The 21192-nt window shown below is 56.2% G+C and carries 23 protein-coding genes; 10 read left to right on the forward strand and 13 right to left on the reverse strand.

Features of this window, described 5'->3' with window-relative positions:
* Positions 1–8: 8 nt before the first annotated feature.
* The gene (gene guaD, locus SADFL11_RS22225) at positions 9–1358 is read left to right on the forward strand and encodes a guanine deaminase (RefSeq protein ID WP_040450966.1); all 1350 of its coding nucleotides are present in this window, start codon (positions 9–11) and stop codon (positions 1356–1358) included.
* 106 nt (positions 1359–1464) lie between these two features.
* Here the strand turns inward: guaD and SADFL11_RS22230 are convergent, their stop codons facing one another.
* From SADFL11_RS22230 to SADFL11_RS22275, 10 genes are all read right to left on the reverse strand, one after another.
* Positions 1465–2490 carry a trans-3-hydroxy-L-proline dehydratase gene (locus tag SADFL11_RS22230; RefSeq protein WP_008188656.1) on the reverse strand — a complete coding sequence of 342 codons (1026 nt, stop codon included), beginning with the start codon at positions 2488–2490 and terminating at the stop codon, positions 1465–1467.
* Between the two features lie 9 nt (positions 2491–2499).
* Positions 2500–3603: a cis-3-hydroxy-L-proline dehydratase gene (locus SADFL11_RS22235; protein ID WP_008192381.1), complete on the reverse strand. Its 1104-nt coding sequence runs from the start codon at positions 3601–3603 to the stop codon at positions 2500–2502.
* A 22-nt stretch (positions 3604–3625) separates the two neighbouring features.
* A complete protein-coding gene (locus SADFL11_RS22240) occupies positions 3626–4909 on the reverse strand; it encodes an NAD(P)/FAD-dependent oxidoreductase (protein WP_050775999.1) in 1284 nt (427 codons plus the stop codon).
* Between the two features lie 19 nt (positions 4910–4928).
* The gene (locus SADFL11_RS22245) at positions 4929–6359 is read right to left on the reverse strand and encodes an aldehyde dehydrogenase family protein (RefSeq protein ID WP_040450965.1); all 1431 of its coding nucleotides are present in this window, start codon (positions 6357–6359) and stop codon (positions 4929–4931) included.
* Positions 6323–7306 carry a 4-hydroxyproline epimerase gene (locus SADFL11_RS22250; protein WP_008193519.1) on the reverse strand — a complete coding sequence of 328 codons (984 nt, stop codon included), beginning with the start codon at positions 7304–7306 and terminating at the stop codon, positions 6323–6325. Before SADFL11_RS22250 ends, SADFL11_RS22245 begins: the two co-directional genes overlap by 37 nt.
* The gene (locus SADFL11_RS22255) at positions 7297–8256 is read right to left on the reverse strand and encodes a dihydrodipicolinate synthase family protein (RefSeq protein ID WP_040450964.1); all 960 of its coding nucleotides are present in this window, start codon (positions 8254–8256) and stop codon (positions 7297–7299) included. Before SADFL11_RS22255 ends, SADFL11_RS22250 begins: the two co-directional genes overlap by 10 nt.
* A gap of 84 nt (positions 8257–8340) precedes the next feature.
* On the reverse strand, positions 8341–9063 hold the full coding sequence (locus SADFL11_RS22260; protein WP_008190407.1) for an amino acid ABC transporter ATP-binding protein: 723 nt from the start codon (positions 9061–9063) through the stop codon (positions 8341–8343).
* Positions 9060–9722, reverse strand: a complete 663-nt coding sequence (locus tag SADFL11_RS22265) for an amino acid ABC transporter permease (protein ID WP_008192606.1) — start codon at positions 9720–9722, stop codon at positions 9060–9062. Before SADFL11_RS22265 ends, SADFL11_RS22260 begins: the two co-directional genes overlap by 4 nt.
* A 10-nt stretch (positions 9723–9732) precedes the next feature.
* Complete coding sequence (locus SADFL11_RS22270) at positions 9733–10395, reverse strand: amino acid ABC transporter permease (protein WP_008194224.1); 663 nt, start codon at positions 10393–10395, stop codon at positions 9733–9735.
* Positions 10396–10547: 152 nt separating this feature from the next.
* Entirely contained in the window at positions 10548–11348 is an 801-nt protein-coding gene (locus SADFL11_RS22275; protein ID WP_040452496.1) for a transporter substrate-binding domain-containing protein, read from the reverse strand.
* Positions 11349–11501: 153 nt separating this feature from the next.
* On the opposite strand from SADFL11_RS22275, the gene SADFL11_RS22280 reads away from it, so the two are divergent.
* Positions 11502–12161 carry a GntR family transcriptional regulator gene (locus SADFL11_RS22280; RefSeq protein WP_008195105.1) on the forward strand — a complete coding sequence of 220 codons (660 nt, stop codon included), beginning with the start codon at positions 11502–11504 and terminating at the stop codon, positions 12159–12161.
* Between the two features lie 115 nt (positions 12162–12276).
* Entirely contained in the window at positions 12277–12927 is a 651-nt protein-coding gene (locus tag SADFL11_RS22285) for a peroxiredoxin (RefSeq protein WP_008189344.1), read from the forward strand.
* A gap of 96 nt (positions 12928–13023) precedes the next feature.
* On the opposite strand, the gene SADFL11_RS22290 is transcribed toward SADFL11_RS22285, so the two are convergent.
* On the reverse strand, positions 13024–13545 hold the full coding sequence (locus tag SADFL11_RS22290) for a CBS domain-containing protein (protein WP_040450963.1): 522 nt from the start codon (positions 13543–13545) through the stop codon (positions 13024–13026).
* Positions 13546–13629: 84 nt separating this feature from the next.
* On the opposite strand from SADFL11_RS22290, the gene SADFL11_RS25355 reads away from it, so the two are divergent.
* Positions 13630–13806 (forward strand): hypothetical protein, encoded by a 177-nt coding sequence (locus SADFL11_RS25355; protein WP_008194660.1) that lies wholly within the window; start codon positions 13630–13632, stop codon positions 13804–13806.
* 27 nt (positions 13807–13833) lie between these two features.
* Here SADFL11_RS25355 and nqrM read toward each other — a convergent pair whose 3' ends face one another.
* Positions 13834–14064: a (Na+)-NQR maturation NqrM gene (gene nqrM, locus SADFL11_RS22295; RefSeq protein WP_008195323.1), complete on the reverse strand. Its 231-nt coding sequence runs from the start codon at positions 14062–14064 to the stop codon at positions 13834–13836.
* A gap of 24 nt (positions 14065–14088) precedes the next feature.
* Entirely contained in the window at positions 14089–15180 is a 1092-nt protein-coding gene (locus SADFL11_RS22300; RefSeq protein WP_228198231.1) for an FAD:protein FMN transferase, read from the reverse strand.
* A 112-nt stretch (positions 15181–15292) separates the two neighbouring features.
* Between SADFL11_RS22300 and SADFL11_RS22305 the strand changes: the two genes are divergently transcribed.
* The 6 genes from SADFL11_RS22305 to nqrF are packed head-to-tail and all read left to right on the forward strand — an operon-like array spanning position 15293 to position 21132.
* Positions 15293–16636 (forward strand): Na(+)-translocating NADH-quinone reductase subunit A, encoded by a 1344-nt coding sequence (locus SADFL11_RS22305; protein WP_008195694.1) that lies wholly within the window; start codon positions 15293–15295, stop codon positions 16634–16636.
* A gap of 3 nt (positions 16637–16639) precedes the next feature.
* Entirely contained in the window at positions 16640–17839 is a 1200-nt protein-coding gene (locus SADFL11_RS22310; RefSeq protein WP_008190575.1) for an NADH:ubiquinone reductase (Na(+)-transporting) subunit B, read from the forward strand.
* Positions 17832–18638 (forward strand): Na(+)-translocating NADH-quinone reductase subunit C, encoded by an 807-nt coding sequence (locus SADFL11_RS22315; protein WP_008189860.1) that lies wholly within the window; start codon positions 17832–17834, stop codon positions 18636–18638. The genes SADFL11_RS22310 and SADFL11_RS22315 overlap by 8 nt, the downstream gene beginning before the upstream one ends.
* Complete coding sequence (locus SADFL11_RS22320; protein ID WP_040450962.1) at positions 18638–19291, forward strand: NADH:ubiquinone reductase (Na(+)-transporting) subunit D; 654 nt, start codon at positions 18638–18640, stop codon at positions 19289–19291. Before SADFL11_RS22315 ends, SADFL11_RS22320 begins: the two co-directional genes overlap by 1 nt.
* Positions 19291–19899, forward strand: coding sequence for an NADH:ubiquinone reductase (Na(+)-transporting) subunit E (nqrE, locus tag SADFL11_RS22325; protein ID WP_008195880.1), 609 nt, complete (start codon positions 19291–19293; stop codon positions 19897–19899). Before SADFL11_RS22320 ends, nqrE begins: the two co-directional genes overlap by 1 nt.
* A 12-nt stretch (positions 19900–19911) precedes the next feature.
* On the forward strand, positions 19912–21132 hold the full coding sequence (nqrF, locus tag SADFL11_RS22330) for an NADH:ubiquinone reductase (Na(+)-transporting) subunit F (RefSeq protein ID WP_008196472.1): 1221 nt from the start codon (positions 19912–19914) through the stop codon (positions 21130–21132).
* Positions 21133–21192: the final 60 nt, after the last annotated feature.

The raw sequence follows: 21192 nt of genomic DNA on the forward strand, positions 1-21192 counted from the left end.
ATGTGACCATGCAATCTGACCGCCTGATGCTCCGCGGACGCCTTTTGACGTTTACCGCAGAGCCTTTCGGAGCCGAGGATACGGCCGCTTACACCTACATCGAAGACGGGGCTCTGCTCATCGAGAACGGGATGATTGCCGGCAGAGGCGAGTTCAGCGAACTGATCGGCGATGCCGCTGGGGCGGAGATCGTGGACCATCGCCCGCATCTGCTGATGGCCGGCTTCATCGACACCCACATCCACTTCCCGCAGGTTCAGGTGATCGCATCCTGGGGGGCTCAGCTCCTCGACTGGCTAAACACCTATACCTTCCCGGAAGAGACGCGGTTTTCCGATGATGACCACGCGGCGGCAATGGCATGCCGGTTTTTCGACCTTCTCACGAACCATGGGACGACCACTGCCGTTGCTTATTGTTCCGTTCACAAGGGCTCTGCGGAAGCCTATTTCGAAGAGGCCGAACAGCGAAACATGCGAGTCATTGGCGGCAAGGTGCTGATGGACCGGAACGCGCCTGACGGGCTGCATGACACACCGCAAAGCGGCTATGATGATACCAAGGACCTGATCGCCAAATGGCATGGCAAGGGGCGGGCGAGCTACGCGATTACGCCCCGGTTTGCGATCACCTCAACGCCGGAGCAAATGGACATGGCGCGGGCCTTGGTGCGCGAACATCCGGACTGTTTCGTCCAGACGCATCTGTCTGAAAACAAGTACGAGATCGCCTACACCCTGGAGCTTTATCCGGAGGCGCGGGACTATCTCGATGTCTATCAGAGATATGGCCTGTTGAGCGACAAGATGTTGCTCGGCCACTCGATCCATCTCGAGCCGCGCGAAGTCGCCGTGATGGCGGAAACCGGATCGCGCCCGGTATTTTGCCCAACCTCCAATCTCTTCCTGGGCAGCGGTCTGTTTAACGAAGAAAAGATGCGCCAGAAGGGTATCGTCAGTGCCATTGCAACGGATATCGGCGCCGGAACCAGTTATTCCATGCTTCAGACGCTGAATGAGGGTTACAAGATCCTGCAACTGCAGGACCAGAAATTGCATCCGCTGCGCGCCTTCCACTGGATGACCCGTGGCAACGCTGTGGCGCTTGGCATGGAAGAGAAGATCGGAACGCTTGATGCGGGGACGGAAGCCGATGTGGTCGTGCTGAATTCCAAAGCCACAGATGCCATGGCTCTGCGAATGGAACGTGCATCAAATCTGTCTGAAGAGCTGTTTATCCTGCAAATGCTTGGCGACGATCGGGCCGTTGAGGAGGTCTATATTGCGGGTCAGGCTCAAAAATCCGGGCGCCGTCCTGCGGCTATTCCTGCGTTTGAACGCGTTCTGGAGCTTGTCTGATTATTCACGCTGAAAGCAGCCCAGGGGAACTGATTAGCGTTTGCCAGGGCTCCTTTGGTCACAACGGAAACTGATGACTGCTCTCCGCGAATGATTTCTTTGGCGCTTAAGCGCCCCAGGTGTCGCTGAGGCGGTAACCGGTGGGCCAGGGATCATCCGGATCCAGCATGTGCTGGTGGATCCCGGTTATCCAGCCCCTGCCGCTGATCTCGGGGAGAATGCCAGGCTTTCCGCCAACCGATGTTTCTCCACCAATTTTGCCCGTGAATGTCGAGCCGATGATGGATGTTGCTTCAAAGGTCTGCCCGGCTTTCATTTGACCGCGGGAATGGAGCAGGGCCATTCGCGCGGATACAGCTGTTCCGGTTGGGGAACGGTCGACTTTGCCTGGCTGAATGGCAACTGCGGACCGGGCTGCGAGGCCTGTCGGGGTTTCCGACAGGGTTCCTGCAAAAGCGCAAAAGGAGATATGGGACCAGTCCGGCATGTCGGGGTGCTTGAACCCAAGCTGTTCATTTGCTGCATTGGTAATGCGAACGCCAAGATGGGCGATGTCTTTCGCTTCGCTCTCTGTAATTTCAAATCCGAGTGACGCTGCATCGACAACAACGAAACTGTCTCCGCCAAAGGCCGTATCCACCGTCAGGGCGCCGAACCCTTCGACTTCGAGCGGGACGTCCAGTTTGTCAGCAAAACTAGGCATGTTCCGGACATGAATGCGTTCGGCCTTGCCATTACGGCAGTCGGCCCGCACGCGCATCAGTCCGCCTGGCGCTTCGAGGGTTAGCTCGGTGACCGGCTCTTTCATCTCGATGATGCCGCTGTCCAAAAGGACCGTCGAGACGCAGATCGAATTGGAGCCGGACATGGGGGGCGTGTCTTCCGGCTCCATGATGATGAAAGCTGCATCCGCCTCTGGATGTTTCGGGGGCACCAGGAGATTGACATGCCGGAAGACACCGCCCCGCGGCTCGTTCAAGACGAAGTTTCGAAGGGTCTGATCCTGCGCGATGAAGCTGCGCTGATCCCAGAGAGTTTCACCAGGGGGCGGCGCGACACCGCCAACAATCACATCTCCGACTTCACCCTCGGCATGGCAGGAAATCAAGTGCACGGTTTTCAAGCTGCGCATATGGATACCTCACGAATAGGAGGCGACGGGATCGCCAAGCGCGTCGAAGATCGGTGTGATGCCGAGGCCTGGCCGGTTTGAAGCGGTCATTCGGCCGTTCTCGCGTTTTGGTGCCCCCTCAGCGATATCGACTGTGCCATAGCTGTTGAAGTCGGTCGCGGAGAACGTGAACTCAGAGGGTGTCGACCGGGCCAGATGGGCGATCGTAGCCGTAGTGATGTCGCCACCCCATGTGTCTTCAATGGTCATCGGGATGCCATGCACAACGCACAAATCCCGCATCAGCTTGGCCTTCGTCAGGCCGCCGACCTTGGAGATCTTCAGGTTGATGCAATCCATGGCATCTTCGGCAAGACCGCGCACCAGCATGTTCGGCCCATCGATAACTTCATCCAGGATGAAGGGCAGAGTGGTGCGGCGCCGGATCGACACACTTTCCTCATAGGTGAGGCAAGGTTGTTCGATGTAAACATCGAGAGAAGAGACCGCGCCAACAACACGCGCCGCCTCATGTCTGGTCCAGCCTGTGTTGGCGTCGGCAACCAGAATGTCTGAGGGTTTCAAGACCGCTCGTGTGGCTCGAATGCGCTCGATATCGTCATTGGCGTCGCCGCCGACTTTCAGCTGGAACTTGGTGTAGCCTTCTGCCGCATAGCCTTCGATCTTGGCGGCCATTGTCTCCGGTGCTTCCTGGCTGATCGCCCGGTAGAGCACAACATCGTCCTGCGCTGCGCCACCCAGCAGCGTATAGACCGGTTGGCCGGTTACCTTGCCCAGGAGATCCCAGCAGGCGATGTCGATCGGTGCCTTTGCGTAAGGATGACCGCGCAAGGCTGTGTCCATAACGCGATTGACGTTACCGATATTGAGCGGATCCAGGCCGATCAGATGCGGTGCCAGTTCCTGGATGCCGGAGCGCACGCCAAGGGCGTAGCTTGGCAGATAGGCTGATCCGAGCGGACAACACTCCGCATAGCCTGTGAGGCCATCATCGGTCAAAAGTTCAACAACGGTGCTGTCGAAGACATCAATGTAGTTGCCATTCGACCAGCTGTACCGGCCCTCCTTTAGGGGAAGATCCACCTGGTAAACATTGATCGCGGTGATTTTCATGGTGTTCCTCCGATGAAGGGATTCAAAAGCGGTTTGGCGAATACGCCGCAAGGTCGATTGGTGGCTGTGTTTTGTTCGAAAGCGCACGGACCAGTTCGGCGGTGCCGGCTGATTGGGTCAGTCCGAGATGGCCGTGCCCGAAGGCGTAGATGACCCGTTTGTCTTTCGATGAGGGCCCGATCACCGGAAGGCTGTCCGGCAAGGAAGGGCGAAAACCCATCCATTGGTGTCCGGTTTTCTTATCGAGCTCGGGCAAAAAGGATCTGGCCTTCTCAAGAAGGATCTCGGCCCGCTTGTAGTTGGCGGGAAGCTGCAAGCCGCCCAATTCAACTGCCCCGCCGACCCGGATGCCATCGTTAATGCGCGTAATTACAAAGCCGTGGCCCGGGAAGGTCAGGTGCGTCTTCAAATCGAAGCCAGTTGACGGAAGTGTTGTGTTGTAACCGCGCTCGGTTTCCAGCGGGATCGTGTCGCCGAGCGTTTTGGCCAAGTGGTGCGACCAGGCACCGGCAGCAACAATGACCTGAGACGCGCAGTGGATCCCATTTACTGATTGGATCTCAACCCCGTTGCCCGTTGACCGGAGCTGCGTTGCATTTGCTTCGATCACGTTTCCGCCACGCGTCCGGAAGACGTTCGTCAAATGGGAAAGCCAGGCCGCTGGATCACAGGTATTGATCCAATCCGGCGTGAAGCCGGCGAAAGAAAAGCGACTATCGATGCCGGGCTGAATGTCCGCGATCTCTTCCGCGGACTTTAGAAGCTTGAAATTGACGCTATGTTTCCGGCGCAACTCCCAACCGGGCAGGCTTGCCTGAAATTCCCTTTCGCGTTCATAAAGCTGTAATTGGCCGTCTCTGCGGATCAGCTCTTCAGCTGAAGTGTCACTGATCAGCCTTTCAAGAGCATCCTGCGACAGCTTCATCAAACTGGCCTGTGCCGAGAGGCTCTTTTGGTATCGGCCCGGCAAACTGGCCCGCCAGAAACGCACCAGCCATGGAAGGATCTTGAACGCATAAGCAGGGGGAACGGACAAAGGTCCCAAGGGATCCAGCAGCCACTTTGGCGCCTTGCGCAAGATGCCAGGCGCGGCAAGCGGCATGATGTCCGCAAACGCAAAAGCACCGGCGTTCATGTCCGAGGCTCGTGGACTGCTGTCTTGGCGGTCGAGAACTGTTACCTTGCGGCCATCTGCCTGAAGGGCGAGGGCTGCAGAGATGCCGATTACGCCGGCTCCGATGACAATCACATCTTGCACGTTGGGATCCGATAAAATCTTGAGAGGCTGCCCCGCCAGATAGGTCATTGGCGGGACAGGGAATGGCTTACGGCAGGGTGTAGGCTGTCTTGACCGTCGTGTAGAACTCTGCCGCGTAGCGTCCCTGCTCGCGGGAGCCAAAGCTGGACCCCTTTGTGCCGCCAAACGGAACGTGGTAGTCGACGCCAGCGGTTGGCAGGTTGACCATCACCATTCCGGCTTGGACATTCCTTTTGAAATGTTGCGCGTGTTTCAGCGAGGTGGTGCAGATGCCTGCGCTGAGGCCGAACTCCGTGTCGTTGGCCACGTACAATGCCTCGTCATAGTCCTTGACCCTAATGACGGACGCGACAGGTCCAAACACTTCCTCGCGGTTGATCCGCATTGTGTTGCTTGTCTCCGTGATCAAGGCCGGAGCCATAAAGAAACCCTTGGTGGCGAGATCCAATTGTTGGCCGCCCAGAACCTTGCCACCTTCTTTGCCAGCGATCTCGACATAGGAAAGGTTCTGCTCGAGCTGGCGTTGATCGACCACCGGTCCCATCTGGATGCCGGTTTCAAGCGCATGACCGACCTTGAGCGCCATCATCCGATCGTAGAGCGTTGCTACAAACTGGTCGTGGATCTTCTCTGTGACGATCAACCGGGAGCTGGCGGTGCAGCGCTGACCGGTGGAGAAGAAAGCACCATTCAAGCAAGCATCTACTGCGAGTTCCAGATCGGCGTCGTCCAGAACCACCATTGGGTTCTTGCCGCCCATTTCCAACTGGACCTTTTTTAGTTTTGCCCCGCAGGCTGCGGCTATTCCGCGGCCCGTCGGGACCGAGCCGGTGAAGGAAATCGCATTGACCTTGTCGCTGTCGATCATGTGCGGGCCGAGCTCGGAGCCCCGGCCCATGACCAGATTGACGACACCTGCTGGCAGGCCAGATCGGGAGATGATCTCGACAAGTGCATGGGCGCATCCAGGCACCAGTTCCGCCGGTTTCAAGATGACGGTATTGCCGTAGCAAAGCGCCGGTGCGAGCTTCCAAGCCGGAATGGCGATCGGAAAATTCCATGGCGTGATCAATCCGATGACGCCGACCGGTGCGCGGGTGATGTCGATCTCCACGCCAGGCCGGACAGAATCGAGCCGGTCACCTGTTTGGCGCAGTGCTTCGCCGGCAAAGAACTTGAAGATCTGGCCCGCACGCGCGGCTTCACCAATACCCTCCGGCAATGTCTTGCCTTCTTCACGGGAGAGCAGCGTGCCGAGCTCTTCCTTCCGCGCCAGAATTTCCGTTCCGATGAAATCGAGAACGTCGAACCGTTGCTGTGGCGTGGAAGCGGCCCACTCTGGAGCCACTGCATGCGCAGCGTCGATGGCTTTGTCGAGATCCGCCACAGTCCCCTTGGCTGCATGGCCAAGTATGTCGGTCGTGTCCGACGGGTTCACATTGGGAGTGCTCTCGGCTGTCGCTAGCCATGCTCCACCGATAAAGTTCTTGTAATCCATGAGGTTGTCCAGTTTTGGGGCCGGATCCCGAAGCGGTAGGGATCGGCCGGATTGAAAATCAGGTGTGCGTCGGAGGTGACAAAAGCCTGTCCGGTGATCGTTGGAATGACGCCTTTGGTGGTGCCCGGCTGGTAGCTGATCCTGTAAGTGCTGCCGATGACACTCTCCTGGATCCAGTCTTCTCCAGGTGCAAGCACACCATCTTCTGCAAGACAGGCCAGTTTGGCAGAACACCCTGTACCGCAGGGGGAGCGGTCATAAGCCCCGCCGGGGCAAAGAACGAAGTTTCGGCTTTGCGCGAATGGATCTTTCGGTGGTCCGAAGAGTTCGATGTGATCGATCCAGGCACAATCCGTACCTGTTACGCCCGCATTTTCGAGGGCTTGCCGGATGGTCTTGGTGTAGGCCGTCAGTGCCGGAACGTTCTCCAGCGTCAGGTCAAACGGGCTCTCCTTGACCAGGAAGAACCAGTTGCCGCCCCAGGCAACGTCGCCGGTAACCTTGCCGTGACCAGGAACCTCGACCGTGACATCCTTGTGCAGGCGATAGCTCTCCACATTGACGACCGACACCGTGTTGGCGTCCTGGAGATCCACTTCCACGATGCCAACGGGCGTCTCAAACTTGTGCCGACCGGGGTCAATCCGGCCCATATGCGCGAGTGTCACCGCGAGGCCAATGGTCGCGTGACCGCACATGCCAAGGTTCTGCAGGTTGTTGAAATAGATCACGGCCGCGGCGCAATCCGGCTGGCTCGGTGGCAGTAGCAAGGCGCCTATAATCGCGTCATGGCCGCGCGGTTCGAGCACCACAGAGGCGCAGAAATCCATATGCTCAGCTTCCAGACATGCAGCCTTTTCGATCAGGGAGCCGGGCCCAAGATCCGGACCTCCCTCGACCACCAGCCGGGTAGGTTCGCCTGCAGTGTGGCTGTCGATTACGCGCATTCCGCCAGCACTCCGCCTTGGCCGCACCAGTCGGCATACCAAGTCTTGAAAAGCTGATATTGCGCTTCGATGTAACCGCGCTGGGCATCCGTCAGCGCGTCTGTCTCATTGAAATGTAGTCGGTATTCGTCTTCGCCGTTCAGAAACATCAGGTGCTTGTAATAGAGGACAAGATCCGGGCCTTCATCGAAGCTCGACAACACGCCAAGGGCTTCTTCGAGTTCTTTCGCGCGGGCCCGCGCCTCGGCGTTTCCTTCCGCTGCTTTTTTGCAGAGAGCCACAAGATGCAGAACGGCATCCGGCAGGGCGTTGCCAATGCCAGTGATTGCACCGGTTGCGCCGCAATTGACAAAGCCGTGGTAGACGGCAGTGTCGACCCCCACCATCAAGGTCACATCGGCGTCTTGGGACGTGATGTTTTCCGCCGCATAGCGCAGGTCATCGTGACCGCCGAACTCCTTGAAGCCGATCAGGCTCGGGAACTCCTTGCGCAAGTCAAAGAACAAGTCGGCGCGGGTCGCAAAACCATAATAGGGACTGTTGTAAATGACGGCCGGAAGGTTTGGCGCCGCAGACAGAATTGCGCTGAAGTGATTGCGCTGGGCAATCGGAGAAATGCCGCGAGAGAGGACCCGTGGGATCACCATCAAACCATGTGCGCCAACTTCAGCGGCATGGCGTGCATGGGACACCGCAGATTTTGTGTTGACCGCGCCTGTACCGACAATCGTTGGCACACCGGCTTTGACGAGACGCTCAACGCCTTCCATCCGCTCTGTGTCGGTCAATAGCGGCCAGTCCCCCATGGAGCCGCAGTAAACGACGGCCGACATACCCTTTGAAATGAGTTCTTGTCCCTTTTTGACCAGGGCATCGAAGTCCGGTGTCCGGTCTGCGTTGCAAGGGGTCATCAGCGCTGGAATGGTACCTGAAAAGATGTTTGAGGACATTGCCTTCTCCTTTGGAGTCGAGCCGGACGGCCGCCGGAAATTCTGAGCGTAAACCGTTGGGACCGAATTTTGAAACTGTGCTGTTTAGCGGACGTTGGACAGGAACTTGCGAGTGTGCTCGGACTGCGGATCACCAAAGACCTGACTCGGAGGTCCGATCTCTTCCATGACACCATGATGAAAGTAGGCGACCCTGTCGGATACATCTCGGGCGAAGCCCATTTCGTGGGTCACGCAGATCATCGTCATGCCTTCCTCGGCGAGCAGGCGCATGGTATCGAGAACTTCGCCGACCAGCTCTGGATCGAGTGCCGATGTGGCCTCGTCGAACAACATGTAGGTTGGTTCCATGGCAAGGGCGCGTGCGATTGCAAGCCGCTGCTGCTGCCCACCCGACAATGCATTCGGATAGACATTAAGCTTGTCTGCCAATCCAACATGTTTGAGCTGTTGTTCGGCAATCTCTTGGGCATCCGCACGTGACTTGCCTTTTACAATCCGAGGCGACAGAGCGACATTTTCCAATGCTGTCAGATGCGGGAAGCTGTTCCACTGCTGAAACACCATGCCGAGCTTTTGGCGCAGTTTGTTGATGTCGGTCGCTTTGTCATGGACGTCGGTTCCGTCGACAACAACAGATCCTTTTTGGATCGGTTCCAGGCCATTGATGCAGTAGAGCAGCGTCGATTTGCCGGAGCCTGATGCCCCAATGACAGATAGAACTTCGCCCTTTGCAACGTCAAGGTCGATGCCTTTGAGGACCTGAAGCGCGCCGAAGTATTTCTCAAGACCGCGAATCTCGATCATTGGGCCCACCTTTTTTCCAGTTGTGCGGCATAGCGCGAGATCGGATAGGACAGCGCGAAGTAGAACGCGCCGGCGATAGCGAGGATCAGGAAGGGTTCCTGTGTCCTTGTGATGAGGATCTGGCTGGCTTTCACGAGTTCGACATAGCCAAGGACCGAGACCAGCGCGCTGTCTTTCATCACGCCGAGGGCAACACCTACCCACGAGGGGAAAACGGCACGGCCACCGATCGGAAACACCACATGGCGCATGTCCTGCCAGTAACTCATGCCAAGGGAGCGTGCCGCACGGCGCATCGGCTTGCCGACAGCCTCAATGCCGCCGCGGGCAACATTGGCTACCAGGGAGGCGGCATAGAGGGTCAGAACAACAACGCCTGAGCCGAATGGTCCAAAGTCCAGCCCAATGATCGGGGCGAAATTGTAAAAAAGAACCAGCTGAATGATCATCGGAACCGAGCGGAAAACATCCAGAATCGGTGCCAGAGTTACAGCGCCCAGGAATTTTGCCTCATAGAGAATCCAGCCGAAAAGAACTCCAAGAACCGTGCCGGCGGAAATCGAGACAGCGGAAATCCAGAGGGTCCGAAGGGCTGCCTCGCCCAGAAACCACAGGTCGTTGACACCAAAACCGCTGAAGAAGCTTATGGATTGTTGCATATGAGCCTCCTCAGTACCGGAACAAACGCCAGGCGAGCAGCCGGGATGCCCCGAGGATGACCTTGACGATCACGTAGTAGATGATCGCTGTCACGGCGAAATATTCGAAGATGCGGAAGGTCCGGCTGGCGAAGAATTGGGTTTCGCCGCTGAGTTCCCGAAAGCCGACAAGCATGCCGAGCGAAGACATCAACACGGCCCAGACCAGCTGGTTGGTGAGCGGATGGTACACGATGCGGAACACTTGCGGGATGATGATCCTGGTATAGGTCTGCCAAGCGGACATGCCTAGGCTGCGCGCCGCGCGCAGTTGCGTGTCGGGGACTGCCTGAAACCCGCCGCGAAAATTCTCTGCAAGGTATCCGGCACAATTGAAGCTGAGACCGGCGAGAACGATTGTGAACGGCGCGAGGTGCAAACCGAACGCCCCAAGCCCGAATCCGAAAAAGAATAGTTGGAACAGGGCAGGGGTGTTGCGGGCCAACTCGATCCACGCCGATGCCAGCCAATGTAACGGTCCGCGCAAGTGCAGTCGAATGAGCGCCAAGACAAGACCGATGATGATGCCGATGATCATCGAAAGCGTGGCGACTTGCAGCGTGAGCAAGCCCGCTTCCAGAAGATCGGGCAGGCTTTTCATCACCGGCCGCCAATGGAAATTGTAGTCAAACATTCTCAGGATGCTCCGGCAGATCCAGCGCATTGCGGGCTGGGTGGCTGCGGATTGAGGTTTTGCGATGCCATAGGGTCAATGGCCGCGAATGCTTTCAGGAGAAAGGTTGCAGGGCACACCGAGGTGGGAGAGGCGGTGTGCCCTGCAGCACGTCAATACAGGACGCCCGGGATGCGCAGTTCAGGCGCTTCACCGCCAACGTATTTTCCCCAGAGCTCCGCATAACGGCCGGAGCGGACCTGGTGCGTGACGAAAAGGTTGAGGAAGTTCAGCCAGGTCACGTCTTCGCGCTTGCCGACAACCGATGTATAGTCTGTAGTCCAGGGCATGCGCGGCCCCGCGAGAACGGTGTCATATTGATCTGTGATTGGCTTTACGGCCGTGTTCGTCGTGATGCCAATGTCAGCCTTGCCCTGTGCAACGGCGAGAAAGACTTCATTTTCGGACTGATAGCCTTGGTAGAGGTGCTCTTCACCCCATTCCTCGGCGATTTTCAGCCATTCTTGTTCCGGGACCGTGCCAATCGCTCCCGCAACGCGTTTGCCGCGGATGTCTTCAAAGGATTCGATGCCACTGTCAGCGTTGACGACACCTTGCGCATAGTAGATCGCGTAAGGAATTGTGAAGCCGACGGTGCGTGCGCGGGCCAGGCTGTCGGATGTCGCGCCAAAGACAACATCGGCCCGGCCCGTCACGATAACTGGCAGGCGCTCGGCCCAAGTGACCGGATATATGGTTGCCTCGACCTCAAGCGCGGCGGCGAGGTCCTTGCAGTAGTCGACGTCAAAACCTGCCGGTTCGTTGTTCGCGTCCCGATACCCGATTGGCGGAAAGTCGAGCACAACGCCGCAGCGCAGCTCCCCGCGATCTACGACATCATCGAGCGTATCAGCTTGGGTTGGAAGCGCGGCTGCGAATGTGAACAACGCGGCGGCCGTGAAATTCCTGAACATGATTTTCCCCTCTTCTTTTCGAAGAATTTTGGTCAGCGCCAAATTGATAAGCTAAATTGGATCCAATATTCAATATAAAATATTCAAAAAAGTTCCTGCTGTACCAGGCCGGGGCGTTCGATTAAAAAAGGCAAGGAATGGAGAGGCGTTGGTATGAAACTGAAATCAATGGATATTTCCGCCACAGCATCGGCCTCATCGATTGTCTTTGATGCTTTGCGGAATGCCATTATCGAAGGGCAGCTGGAGGAGGGTGAACCCCTTCGCCAGGACGAAATCGCGCGTCTTTTCAACACGAGCCGTATTCCTGTCCGCGAAGCAATTTCAAGGCTTGAGGAACAGGGGCTGGTCAAAACGCAGCGTTACAAAGGTGCGGTGGTCGCCGGTCTGTCGCCGGAGGAGGTTGAAGAAATCTTCAACCTTCGAGCACTTGTAGAACCTGAGATCATAAAGAACGCTGTGCCGAGGATGTCCAAAGAAGTGCTGGACCAAGCGCGCGCGAAGTGTTCCGCATTTTCAGAGTCCAAAGACCCGATGGAATGGGGCAGTCTGAACCGGGATTTTCATGAGACGCTCTACAGTGCGAGCAACCTCAATTACTTCCTGGAAATTGCCGGGAATGCGATCGATCGGGTTGAACGCCAGATCCGGGCTCAACTTGTCATGAGCAATGGCATGGAACGGGCTGGCCGGGAGCATTTCGCCATTCTTGATGCCTGCGAGAGCGGTGAGGCTGACACGGCGGCCGAGTTGACCAAGGCCCATATCGAGGGTGCGAAAAAGTCGTTGCTTCAGTTTTTGCCGAAAGCTTGAAGCTGTCTCATTGTTCTGTTTGTCTTCCCGCTTACATAGGCGTAACACAGAGCGGCCTCAGCCTCGTCTCGCTGATGGCTATGTTTTAGTTTTCTGCTGAAAGGACACCTTTGTCATGTCACTTCGTATCAATGATGTTGTTCCAAATTTCACCGCTGAAACGGATCAGGGGCAAATCACGTTTCACGACTGGATTGGCGACAGCTGGGCTATCCTTTTCAGCCACCCGAAAGATTTTACACCGGTCTGCACTACGGAGTTCGGCGCTGTAGCACAGCTGGCGGCTGAGTGGGAAAAGCGCGGCACGAAAGTCATTGGCGTTTCCGTGGACAGCGCTGAAGATCATAAAAAATGGAAGACCGACATCGAAAAGGTGGGCGGCGCGGCAGCCGGCTTCCCGATCATCGCTGATGAAGGTCTGGCCGTTTCAAAGGCATTCGACATGCTGCCGGCTGAAGCTTATCTGCCGGATGGCCGGACACCGGCCGACAGTGCCACCGTTCGCTCCGTGTTCATTATCGGTCCGGACAAGCAGTTGAAGCTGTCGATGACGTATCCGATGACTGTTGGCCGGAACTTTGCCGAAGTTCTACGTGCGCTCGACGCGCTGCAAACGTCTGCGAAAGGTGTCGCCACGCCAGCCAACTGGGAAGTTGGTCAGGATGTGATCATTCCGCCAAGCGTGAGTGACGAAGATGCGAAGGCGAAATTCGGCACATTTGACGCCGTTCTGCCTTATCTGCGTAAAACCAAAATGCCGGCTTAAGCCGGTGCGGCAGCTCTCCGGGATCTGAGAGTTTGGTCAATTGGCGAACAAGCCTCGCGGGACTTTGGGTCTCTGCGAGGCTTTTTTCGAGAAGTGTTAGCCGACGATCAGCTGTTTGAGCTGAAGCGATTCGTACTCAAGTTCCTGCAGCCGGTAATTGACCACATCGCCAATCGTCACGATCCCAACCACAATGTCGCCGTTGACCACCGGCATGTGCCGGAACTTGCCTTTGGTCATGGTCTGTAGAACCGAAATCAACTGATCTCCCGGGGAGCAGGTTTTCACGTCCCGGGTCATGATGTCTTCCACTTTTTGCGAAAGCGTTTGGCCTGGTGTCTCTGCCAGGCGACGGACAATGTCCCGTTCAGACAAGATGCCTTGGAGCTTTCCGGCAGCATCTTTGACTATGAGGGCACCAATCCGTTTTTCTTTCAGCTGCACAACGGCTTCGTGGAGCGTGTTCTGGGGTCTCAGTGAAAATACATCCTTGCCTTTGGACTCCAAAATCTTGCCAACGGTCGCGGTTTCTGTCGACGCATTGGTTACAGGGGTCTGGCTGTGTGTCTTTTCTTGAATCTTGTCTTTTCGGCTCGGGGCCTGATAAGAGCTCGGCATGAATATCGCTCCCTGTTGCTATGTCCAAGTGTGACATGGACGAACAGCTTACCCGAAACTCAGCGGTTTAAGGAACTCTAGAAATTGGCTGACTTCACGCTTACGCCGCTGGTCGCGACGATCATCTTCGTCATCGCGTGCTTTTCCGGGTACCAATATCGGCGGGTTTGGGTGAAGGAAGGGCCGCGCTGGCAGTTGTGGGCCTACGGTCTCGCTGCCGGTGGATGTTTGGCGTTGGTCGCCTTTATCCCGGTAAAGTAAATCAAGAACACCGGCCGAATCTGCCGGTCAGCCTTCCATTTCAGCAAGTTGCTTGCGTGCGCGTGGGCACTGCAGGCGGTCGCGGAGCGGGCTGTCCGGATCGATTTCCTTTTTGCAGACCATGCAATGGTCCGCGCCGGAAATTGCATTCAATCCACCGCAGCTTCCCTTGATTGTTCTGCCAGAAAAAATCACGCCAATCGCCATGCCGAGGATGACGGTCAAGAGCAGCGCGAAAGCCAGAACAAACGTTTCCACGATGGATACCCTTTGATTCGGTTATCAGGCCTGAAGTTGCTTGAACTTGTCGCTGGCAACTGAAGCGAAGCCGTTTTCTGCATCGGTGCTGCGATCAATGAACAAAACAGCAATATCACGTTGATTCGCGATTTCCAAACCGCGCTCGGTTCCGAGGACCAGCATGGCGGTCGACCAGGCGTCCGCAAGCATAGTGTTTTCAGCAAGTACCGTCGCGGATGCTGTCTTGTGGGTGATCGGTGCTCCGGTGTGCGCATCAATGATGTGGGAGAACCGCTCGCCGTCGCGTTCAAAATAGTTTCTGTAGTCGCCGGAAGTTGCCATGCCCATGTTGGAGACGCTGGCAACCTGGTATGCGGAACGGGTGTAAGCTGTCGGCGTTTCGATGCCGATTTGCCAATCCATGCTGTCTGCATTGCGCCCGGAGACATAGAGATCGCCGCCGATCTCGACCATGAAATCTGTGATGCCAAAGGAGGCGACGACTTTGGCCATCTGGTCGACGCCATACCCCTTGCCGATGGATGGCAGATAGAGTTCGGCTTCGGGGTGGCTTTTGCTGATTTGCGTCCCGTTGACCTTGAGGCCATCCGTTTGGCCGGAAACTTTGCGCGCGGCTGCTAAAGTGTTTGCTTCAGCAGTTGCCGGGCGGCTTCCACCTATGGAGCCAAAGCCCCAGGCTTCGATCACCGGGCCAAGTGTGATGTCGAACTGGCCGGCGCTGGCAGCGTTGATCTCACGAGAAGCGCGGACAACTTCTGCAAAGCCTTCGGAGACCGTAACCGGCGCGGTGGAGCGCAGGGCGTTAAAGCGCGAAACTTCAGAGGATGCGTCCCAGTTGGACATTTGAGCATTGACCTGAGCCAAGCTTGCTTCCAACGCTTTCTTAAGCGCTGCCTGGTCAACATTCCGATTATGATCAACCCCGGTAACTGTGTAGCTCGTTCCCATCGTGGAGCCGGAAAGCTCAACGATATCCGAACCACCTTTACAGGCCGCCAAGGTCAGCGACATCAGGATGAAGCTGCGCCGGGAAAATACGATATTGTTTGGCACGGTATGCATCTCCGATTGATCATGTGCGAAAAGTGTCGCGCGTTCTGCGGCGCTTTTCATTGGTTTTCCGGACCGATTCAACAAAAAAATGGACGAGTAGGGCAAAAAAATGCTTTTTCAACTCGTGAAAACATAGCATATGGCGCCCTAACAGATTCTGGAGGCCGGATGCGTGCAAAGTTTTAAGCTGAAAAAAGGTCTTGATCTACCCATAACGGGTGCGCCGGTTCAAGAAATTGACGCCAAGGACAAGATCCAGAACGCTGCAGTCATTGCGGCAGACTATATCGGGTTGAAGCCCCGTCTGCTCGTCCAAGAAGGTGACGCTGTCGGGGCGGGCGCGCCTGTTTTCTTCCACAAGGACACGCCCGATGTCATGGTCACGGCGCCGGTTTCTGGCAGAGTGAAGGCTGTCAACCGCGGTGCACGCCGTGTTCTCATCAGCGTCGAAATCGAAGTTGATGCGTCAGCTGCCGATCCGGTTGACTTCTCAAACTCTGGTGATGCCGCAACGCCGGACGGTCTGGCAGAGCGCTTGTGTGCCTCTGGGCTTTGGACATCATTCCGCACGCGTCCCTATTCGAAAGTTCCCGATCCGGAATCGCGTCCTGCTGCCATTTTCGTGACAGCCATGGATACAGAACCGCTGACCGCCGATCCGACGATCGTGATCGCGGAACAGGCTGAAGCGTTTGAGAAAGGCCTTGCGGCGGTTGCGACGTTAAGCTCGGGCAAGACCTTTCTGTGCTGTGAAACCGGAGCCAACATTCCGGGCCTCACGATGCCAGGCATCGAAGTTGCCGGATTTACTGGCCCGCATCCGGCTGGACTTGCAGGAACGCACATTCACTTTTTGGACACGCCGAGCGCAGAAAAGACGGTCTGGACCATTGGATACCAGGACGTCATCGCGATCGGACGTCTTCTGGAAACCGGTAAGCTGGACTCCTCCAGAATCATTGCCTTGTCGGGACCGTTGTGCACCAAGCCACGTTTGATCCGCACTGTTTCCGGCGCATCGATGACCGAATTGAGTGACGGCGAAATTTCAGGCGATGTTCCGGTTCGAATGATCTCCGGATCAGTTCTGAGCGGCCGGTTGGGGGAGGGTGTCAGTGCGTATCTGGGGCGTTATGCGCGGCAGATGACGCTGATTGAAGAAGATCACAAACAGATCCCGATGGGCTGGATCCGGCCAATGCCGTCCAAATTCGCCCTCCAACCTGTTTTGGGCTCGGCTTTCTCAAAAAAGCTCTACGCTTTGACGTCCAATTTGAATGGCGGCCGGCGTGCCATGGTACCGATTGGCACGTTTGAGGAACTGATGCCGCAGGATTTTCTACCCACCCAGCTTTTGCGTTCCCTGCTGGTTATGGATACAGATCAGGCACAGGCCCTCGGGGCGCTGGAACTGGATGAAGAAGATTTGGGTCTGGTGGGCTTTGCTTGTCCAGCCAAGTATGAATATGGCATGGCGCTCCGCGATTGCCTCACCAAAATCGAAAAGGAGGGCTAGGCCTTGGGTCTGCGCAACTTCTTCGACCGCATCGAGCCAAATTTCGTCAAGGGCGGCAAATACGAGAAATTCTTCCCCATTTATGAAATGGTGGAGAGCTTTCTCTATACTCCAAAGACAGTAACGACAGCCGCGCCGCACGCGCGCTCTTACATCGATATGAAGCGGATCATGACCTACGTGGTCATCGCGACAATTCCTTGTATCCTCGTCGGCCTTTACAACGTTGGTTTCCAGGTCAATTCCGCAATTGCCACATATGGGGCATCCGGCTGGCGAGCATGGATCATTGACGCGCTGGGGATCGGGTTCAACCCGGCCAACCCGCTTGCAAATATCCTGCACGGGGCGCTCTATTTCCTGCCGATCTACATTACGACGCTGGTCGTTGGCGGCATCTGCGAAGTGATCTTTGCAACGGTACGCGGGCACGAAGTGAATGAGGGGTTCCTTGTAACCTCCATGCTTTATGCACTGATCCTGCCGCCATCTGCCCCGCTGTGGCAGGTTGCGCTGGGCATCGCCTTTGGTGTTGTGATCGGCAAGGAGGTGTTCGGCGGGACCGGCAAGAACTTCCTGAACCCGGCGCTCACAGGCCGTGCGTTCCTGTACTTTGCATATCCGGCGCAAATGTCCGGCGACACAATCTGGACACCGGTTGATGGGTTCTCGGGTGCGACCGCTCTGTCTGTTGGTGCATCGGACGGTTACCAGCAATTGGCAGCTCACGGGGTGAGCTGGATGGACGCGTTTCTCGGCACGATACAGGGCAGCATCGGTGAGGTTTCGGCACTGGCGTGCTTTATCGGTCTTGCCTTCCTTTTGATCACCAAGATTGCCAACTGGCGGTTGGTGGTTGGTTGCCTGGTTGGTATGATTGCCTTCTCGACGCTGCTCAATCTGATCGGCTCCGACACCAACCCGATGTTTGCAATGCCTTGGTATTGGCATCTGGTGATTGGCGGCTACGCGTTTGGTTTGGCCTTCATGGTCACAGAGCCGGTTTCAGCGTCGCACACCAATCTTGGCCGCTACATCTATGGTGCCTTGATCGGTGTGATGGTTGTGATGATCCGCGTTATCAATCCAGCCTTTCCCGAAGGAATGATGCTGGCGATTTTGTTCGGTAACGTTTTTGCACCGCTGATCGATTATTTCGTGGTGCAGGCAAACATCAAGCGCAGGGCGAAGCGACATGCCTGAAGATAAAGAAAACAAAGGCTTCATCCGCCGGTTCCTTGATCTGCCGGTGGACTCCGTCCCGAAGACCATCTTCGTGGCCGTTTCGATCTGTCTGGTCGCGTCCATGGTGGTGTCTGCGGCGGCTGTCTCTCTGCGCCCTCTGCAGGAAGTGAACAAACTGAAGGATAAGCAGATCAACATCCTTCAGGTTGCCGGTCTTTACGAACCCGGGTCGAATGTCGCTGAGGCATTTGAGGTGTTTGAGCCGCAGGTTCTTGAGATTGCGACTGGAAAATTCACCGACAAGTTCGATCCGGCAACCTTCGATGATCGTGCTGCAGCAGATGATCCGGAAACGTCGATCGCTTTGACGGACGACCCGGCTTCCATTGGACGGCAGTCGAAATACGTCACTGTTTATCTGCTGCGGAATGACGACGACAGTCTCGACAAGGTCATTCTGCCGATCCATGGCTACGGACTTTGGTCTACGCTCTACGGGTTCATTGCCCTGGAAGAAAACGGCAATGACATCTTTGGTCTCCAGTTCTACAGCCACGGTGAGACCCCGGGCCTCGGAGCCGAGGTTGATAACCCGCGCTGGAAATCACAGTGGAATGGCAAGAAGCTTACCGATGACAGTGGGGATCTGCTGATCACAGTTGCCAAGACCGTTCCGCCACAAGGTGAAGAGTATCATGTCGATGCGCTGGCCGGCGCAACCCTGACGACGGTTGGTGTCGACAACCTGGTACGGTTCTGGATGGGCGAGGCCGGATTTGCACCCTTCCTGGAAAATCTGAAAGCAGGAGAGATCTGATGGCGCAAACCAAGAGAAGCATGCTTATCGATCCGCTGGTCGATAACAACCCGATTACCCTTCAGGTTCTCGGGATCTGCTCAGCCCTTGCTGTGACATCTTCGTTGCAGGTGGCGTTTGTCATGTCACTTGCGGTGATATTCGTTACGGCATTCTCCTCGATGTTCATCTCTATGCTGCGCAATCACATTCCAGGAGCCATCCGGATTATTGTGCAGATGGTCATCATTGCGTCTCTGGTGATTCTGGTTGATCAGGTGCTGAAGGCGTATCTCTACGAGATTTCGAAAACTCTCTCGGTCTTCGTGGGCTTGATCATCACCAACTGTATCGTGATGGGCCGTGCAGAAGCGTTTGCAATGAAAAACCCGCCGATTGCCTCCTTCATTGACGGTGCAGGCAATGGTCTCGGATATGGTCTTATCCTTATGATGGTCGGTGTTATTCGCGAATTGTTCGGTGCAGGCAGCCTGTTCGGCATCACGATTTTCGAGACCGTCAACAACGGTGGTTGGTATGTCCCGAACGGCATGCTGCTCCTGCCGCCATCCGCTTTCTTCATTATCGGCCTGATCATCTGGGCGTTCCGGTCCTGGAAATCGGAGCAGGTTGAAGAGCGCGAATACAAGATCCAAACGGTGGATGCGCACTGATGGAACATATGCTCTCACTCGCCGTTAAGGCCATCTTTGTTGAGAACTTGGCGCTGTCCTTCTTCCTAGGCATGTGTACCTTCATCGCTGTTTCGAAGAAGATCTCAACCGCGATTGGGCTTGGCATTTCGGTCATGATCGTCCAGGCGATCACGGTACCGGCAAATAATCTGATCCTGACCTATCTCTTGGCCCCCGGCGCCTTGGCTTGGGCTGGATTCAGCAATGTTGATCTGACCTTCCTTGGCCTCATTTCGTACATCGGCGTGATTGCAGCTCTGGTTCAGATCCTGGAGATGGTGCTCGATAAGTACTTCCCGCCGCTCTACAACGCGCTCGGCGTCTTCCTGCCGTTGATCACGGTGAACTGTGCGATCCTCGGCGGATCCCTGTTCATGGTGGAGCGGGACTACAATTTCGGCGAATCCGTAACCTACGGATTGTCTTCTGGCTTTGGCTGGGCCTTGGCGATTACGGCCATGGCCGGTGTGCGGGAGAAGCTGAAATACTCCGATATCCCGGACGGCCTGCAGGGCCTGGGCATCACATTTATTACCGCTGGCCTGATGGCGCTTGCCTTCATGTCCTTCAGCGGCGTCAAACTGTAACGGGAGCGCCCTGTGGCCACATTTGGACTAGGCATACTTCTCTTTACCCTGATCGTTCTGGCGCTGGTCACGATCATTCTCGCCGCCCGCTCAAGGCTGGTGTCGATGGGCAATGTCAACATTTCCATTAACGGCGAGAAGACGATTTCGGTGCCGGCCGGCGGCAAGCTGCTTCAAACACTTGCCGAACAAAAACTCTTCGTTCCATCTGCTTGTGGCGGCGGTGGCACTTGTGCCCAGTGCCGGGTCAAGATCTTCTCCGGCGGCGGGTCAATTCTTCCAACCGAAGAAGGCCACATCACCAAGCGGGAAGCTGCTTGCGGTGACCGCTTGTCCTGTCAGGTTGCCGTCAAACAGGACATGGAGATCGAGGTTCCTGAAGAGGTCTTCGGCGTCAAGAAATGGCGCTGCAAGGTGCGTTCGAACGAAAACGTGGCGACCTTCATCAAGGAACTGGTCCTGGAACTGCCGGAAGGCGAGGACGTGAACTTCCGCGCAGGTGGTTACATTCAGATCGAATGCCCTCCATACGAACTTTCCTATAAGGAATTCGATGTCGACGAGGAGTACCATGAAGATTGGGACCGCTTCAAAATCTGGGATGTAAGCTCCAAGGTTGCCGAACCGGTTGAGCGGGCCTACTCAATGGCCAACTATCCGGAAGAAAAGGGCATCGTGATGCTCAACGTTCGGATTGCGTCACCGCCTCCCGGATCTCAGGGAATCCCGGCCGGTAAGATGTCTTCTTACATATTCAACCTGAAGCCGGGCGATGAAGTCACGATCTCAGGCCCGTTTGGTGAGTTCTTTGCGCGCGACACCAAGAAGGAAATGGTCTTCGTGGGCGGTGGTGCCGGCATGGCGCCAATGCGCTCGCACATTTTCGATCAGATGCGCCGGATCAAGACTGATCGTAAGGTCACTTTCTGGTACGGCGCGCGCTCCAAGCGCGAAATGTTCTATGTCGAAGACTTCGACATGCTGGAGCGTGAGAACGAGAACTTTGAGTGGCATGTGGCGCTGTCTGACGCTGTGCCGGAAGATGACTGGAAGGGCTACACAGGGTTCATTCACAATGTGCTCTACGACGAGTATCTGAAGGACCACCCGGCGCCTGAGGACTGTGAGTTCTACATGTGTGGTCCTCCCATCATGAACCAGTCCGTCATCAACATGCTGCTCGATCTTGGTGTTGATCGCGAAGACATCATGTTGGACGACTTCGGCGGCTAACCCGTCAGAAATTCAAGATACAATTCGGGCGCTGTTCTGGTGTGCGGCATAGATCGCACT

It is taken from the genome of Roseibium alexandrii DFL-11 (assembly GCF_000158095.2).
In the GTDB taxonomy this organism is placed as follows: Bacteria; Pseudomonadota; Alphaproteobacteria; order Rhizobiales; family Stappiaceae; genus Roseibium; species Roseibium alexandrii.

What these genes read in the sequence shown, in the direction of transcription:
- SADFL11_RS22280 (WP_008195105.1), top strand. Translation starts at nt 11,502, where the DNA reads ATGAAACTGAAATCAATGGATATTTCCGCCACAGCATCGGCCTCATCG.
- SADFL11_RS22245 (WP_040450965.1), bottom strand. Translation starts at nt 6,359, where the DNA reads ATGGATTACAAGAACTTTATCGGTGGAGCATGGCTAGCGACAGCCGAG.
- nqrE (WP_008195880.1), top strand. Translation starts at nt 19,291, where the DNA reads ATGGAACATATGCTCTCACTCGCCGTTAAGGCCATCTTTGTTGAGAAC.
- SADFL11_RS22250 (WP_008193519.1), bottom strand. Translation starts at nt 7,306, where the DNA reads ATGCGCGTAATCGACAGCCACACTGCAGGCGAACCTACCCGGCTGGTG.
- SADFL11_RS22300 (WP_228198231.1), bottom strand. Translation starts at nt 15,180, where the DNA reads ATGAAAAGCGCCGCAGAACGCGCGACACTTTTCGCACATGATCAATCG.
- SADFL11_RS22235 (WP_008192381.1), bottom strand. Translation starts at nt 3,603, where the DNA reads ATGAAAATCACCGCGATCAATGTTTACCAGGTGGATCTTCCCCTAAAG.
- SADFL11_RS22285 (WP_008189344.1), top strand. Translation starts at nt 12,277, where the DNA reads ATGTCACTTCGTATCAATGATGTTGTTCCAAATTTCACCGCTGAAACG.
- SADFL11_RS22265 (WP_008192606.1), bottom strand. Translation starts at nt 9,722, where the DNA reads ATGCAACAATCCATAAGCTTCTTCAGCGGTTTTGGTGTCAACGACCTG.
- SADFL11_RS22315 (WP_008189860.1), top strand. Translation starts at nt 17,832, where the DNA reads ATGCCTGAAGATAAAGAAAACAAAGGCTTCATCCGCCGGTTCCTTGAT.
- SADFL11_RS22320 (WP_040450962.1), top strand. Translation starts at nt 18,638, where the DNA reads ATGGCGCAAACCAAGAGAAGCATGCTTATCGATCCGCTGGTCGATAAC.
- SADFL11_RS22290 (WP_040450963.1), bottom strand. Translation starts at nt 13,545, where the DNA reads ATGCCGAGCTCTTATCAGGCCCCGAGCCGAAAAGACAAGATTCAAGAA.
- SADFL11_RS22255 (WP_040450964.1), bottom strand. Translation starts at nt 8,256, where the DNA reads ATGTCCTCAAACATCTTTTCAGGTACCATTCCAGCGCTGATGACCCCT.
- SADFL11_RS22275 (WP_040452496.1), bottom strand. Translation starts at nt 11,348, where the DNA reads ATGTTCAGGAATTTCACGGCCGCCGCGTTGTTCACATTCGCAGCCGCG.
- SADFL11_RS22240 (WP_050775999.1), bottom strand. Translation starts at nt 4,909, where the DNA reads ATGACCTATCTGGCGGGGCAGCCTCTCAAGATTTTATCGGATCCCAAC.
- SADFL11_RS22270 (WP_008194224.1), bottom strand. Translation starts at nt 10,395, where the DNA reads ATGTTTGACTACAATTTCCATTGGCGGCCGGTGATGAAAAGCCTGCCC.
- SADFL11_RS22230 (WP_008188656.1), bottom strand. Translation starts at nt 2,490, where the DNA reads ATGCGCAGCTTGAAAACCGTGCACTTGATTTCCTGCCATGCCGAGGGT.
- guaD (WP_040450966.1), top strand. Translation starts at nt 9, where the DNA reads ATGCAATCTGACCGCCTGATGCTCCGCGGACGCCTTTTGACGTTTACC.
- SADFL11_RS22260 (WP_008190407.1), bottom strand. Translation starts at nt 9,063, where the DNA reads ATGATCGAGATTCGCGGTCTTGAGAAATACTTCGGCGCGCTTCAGGTC.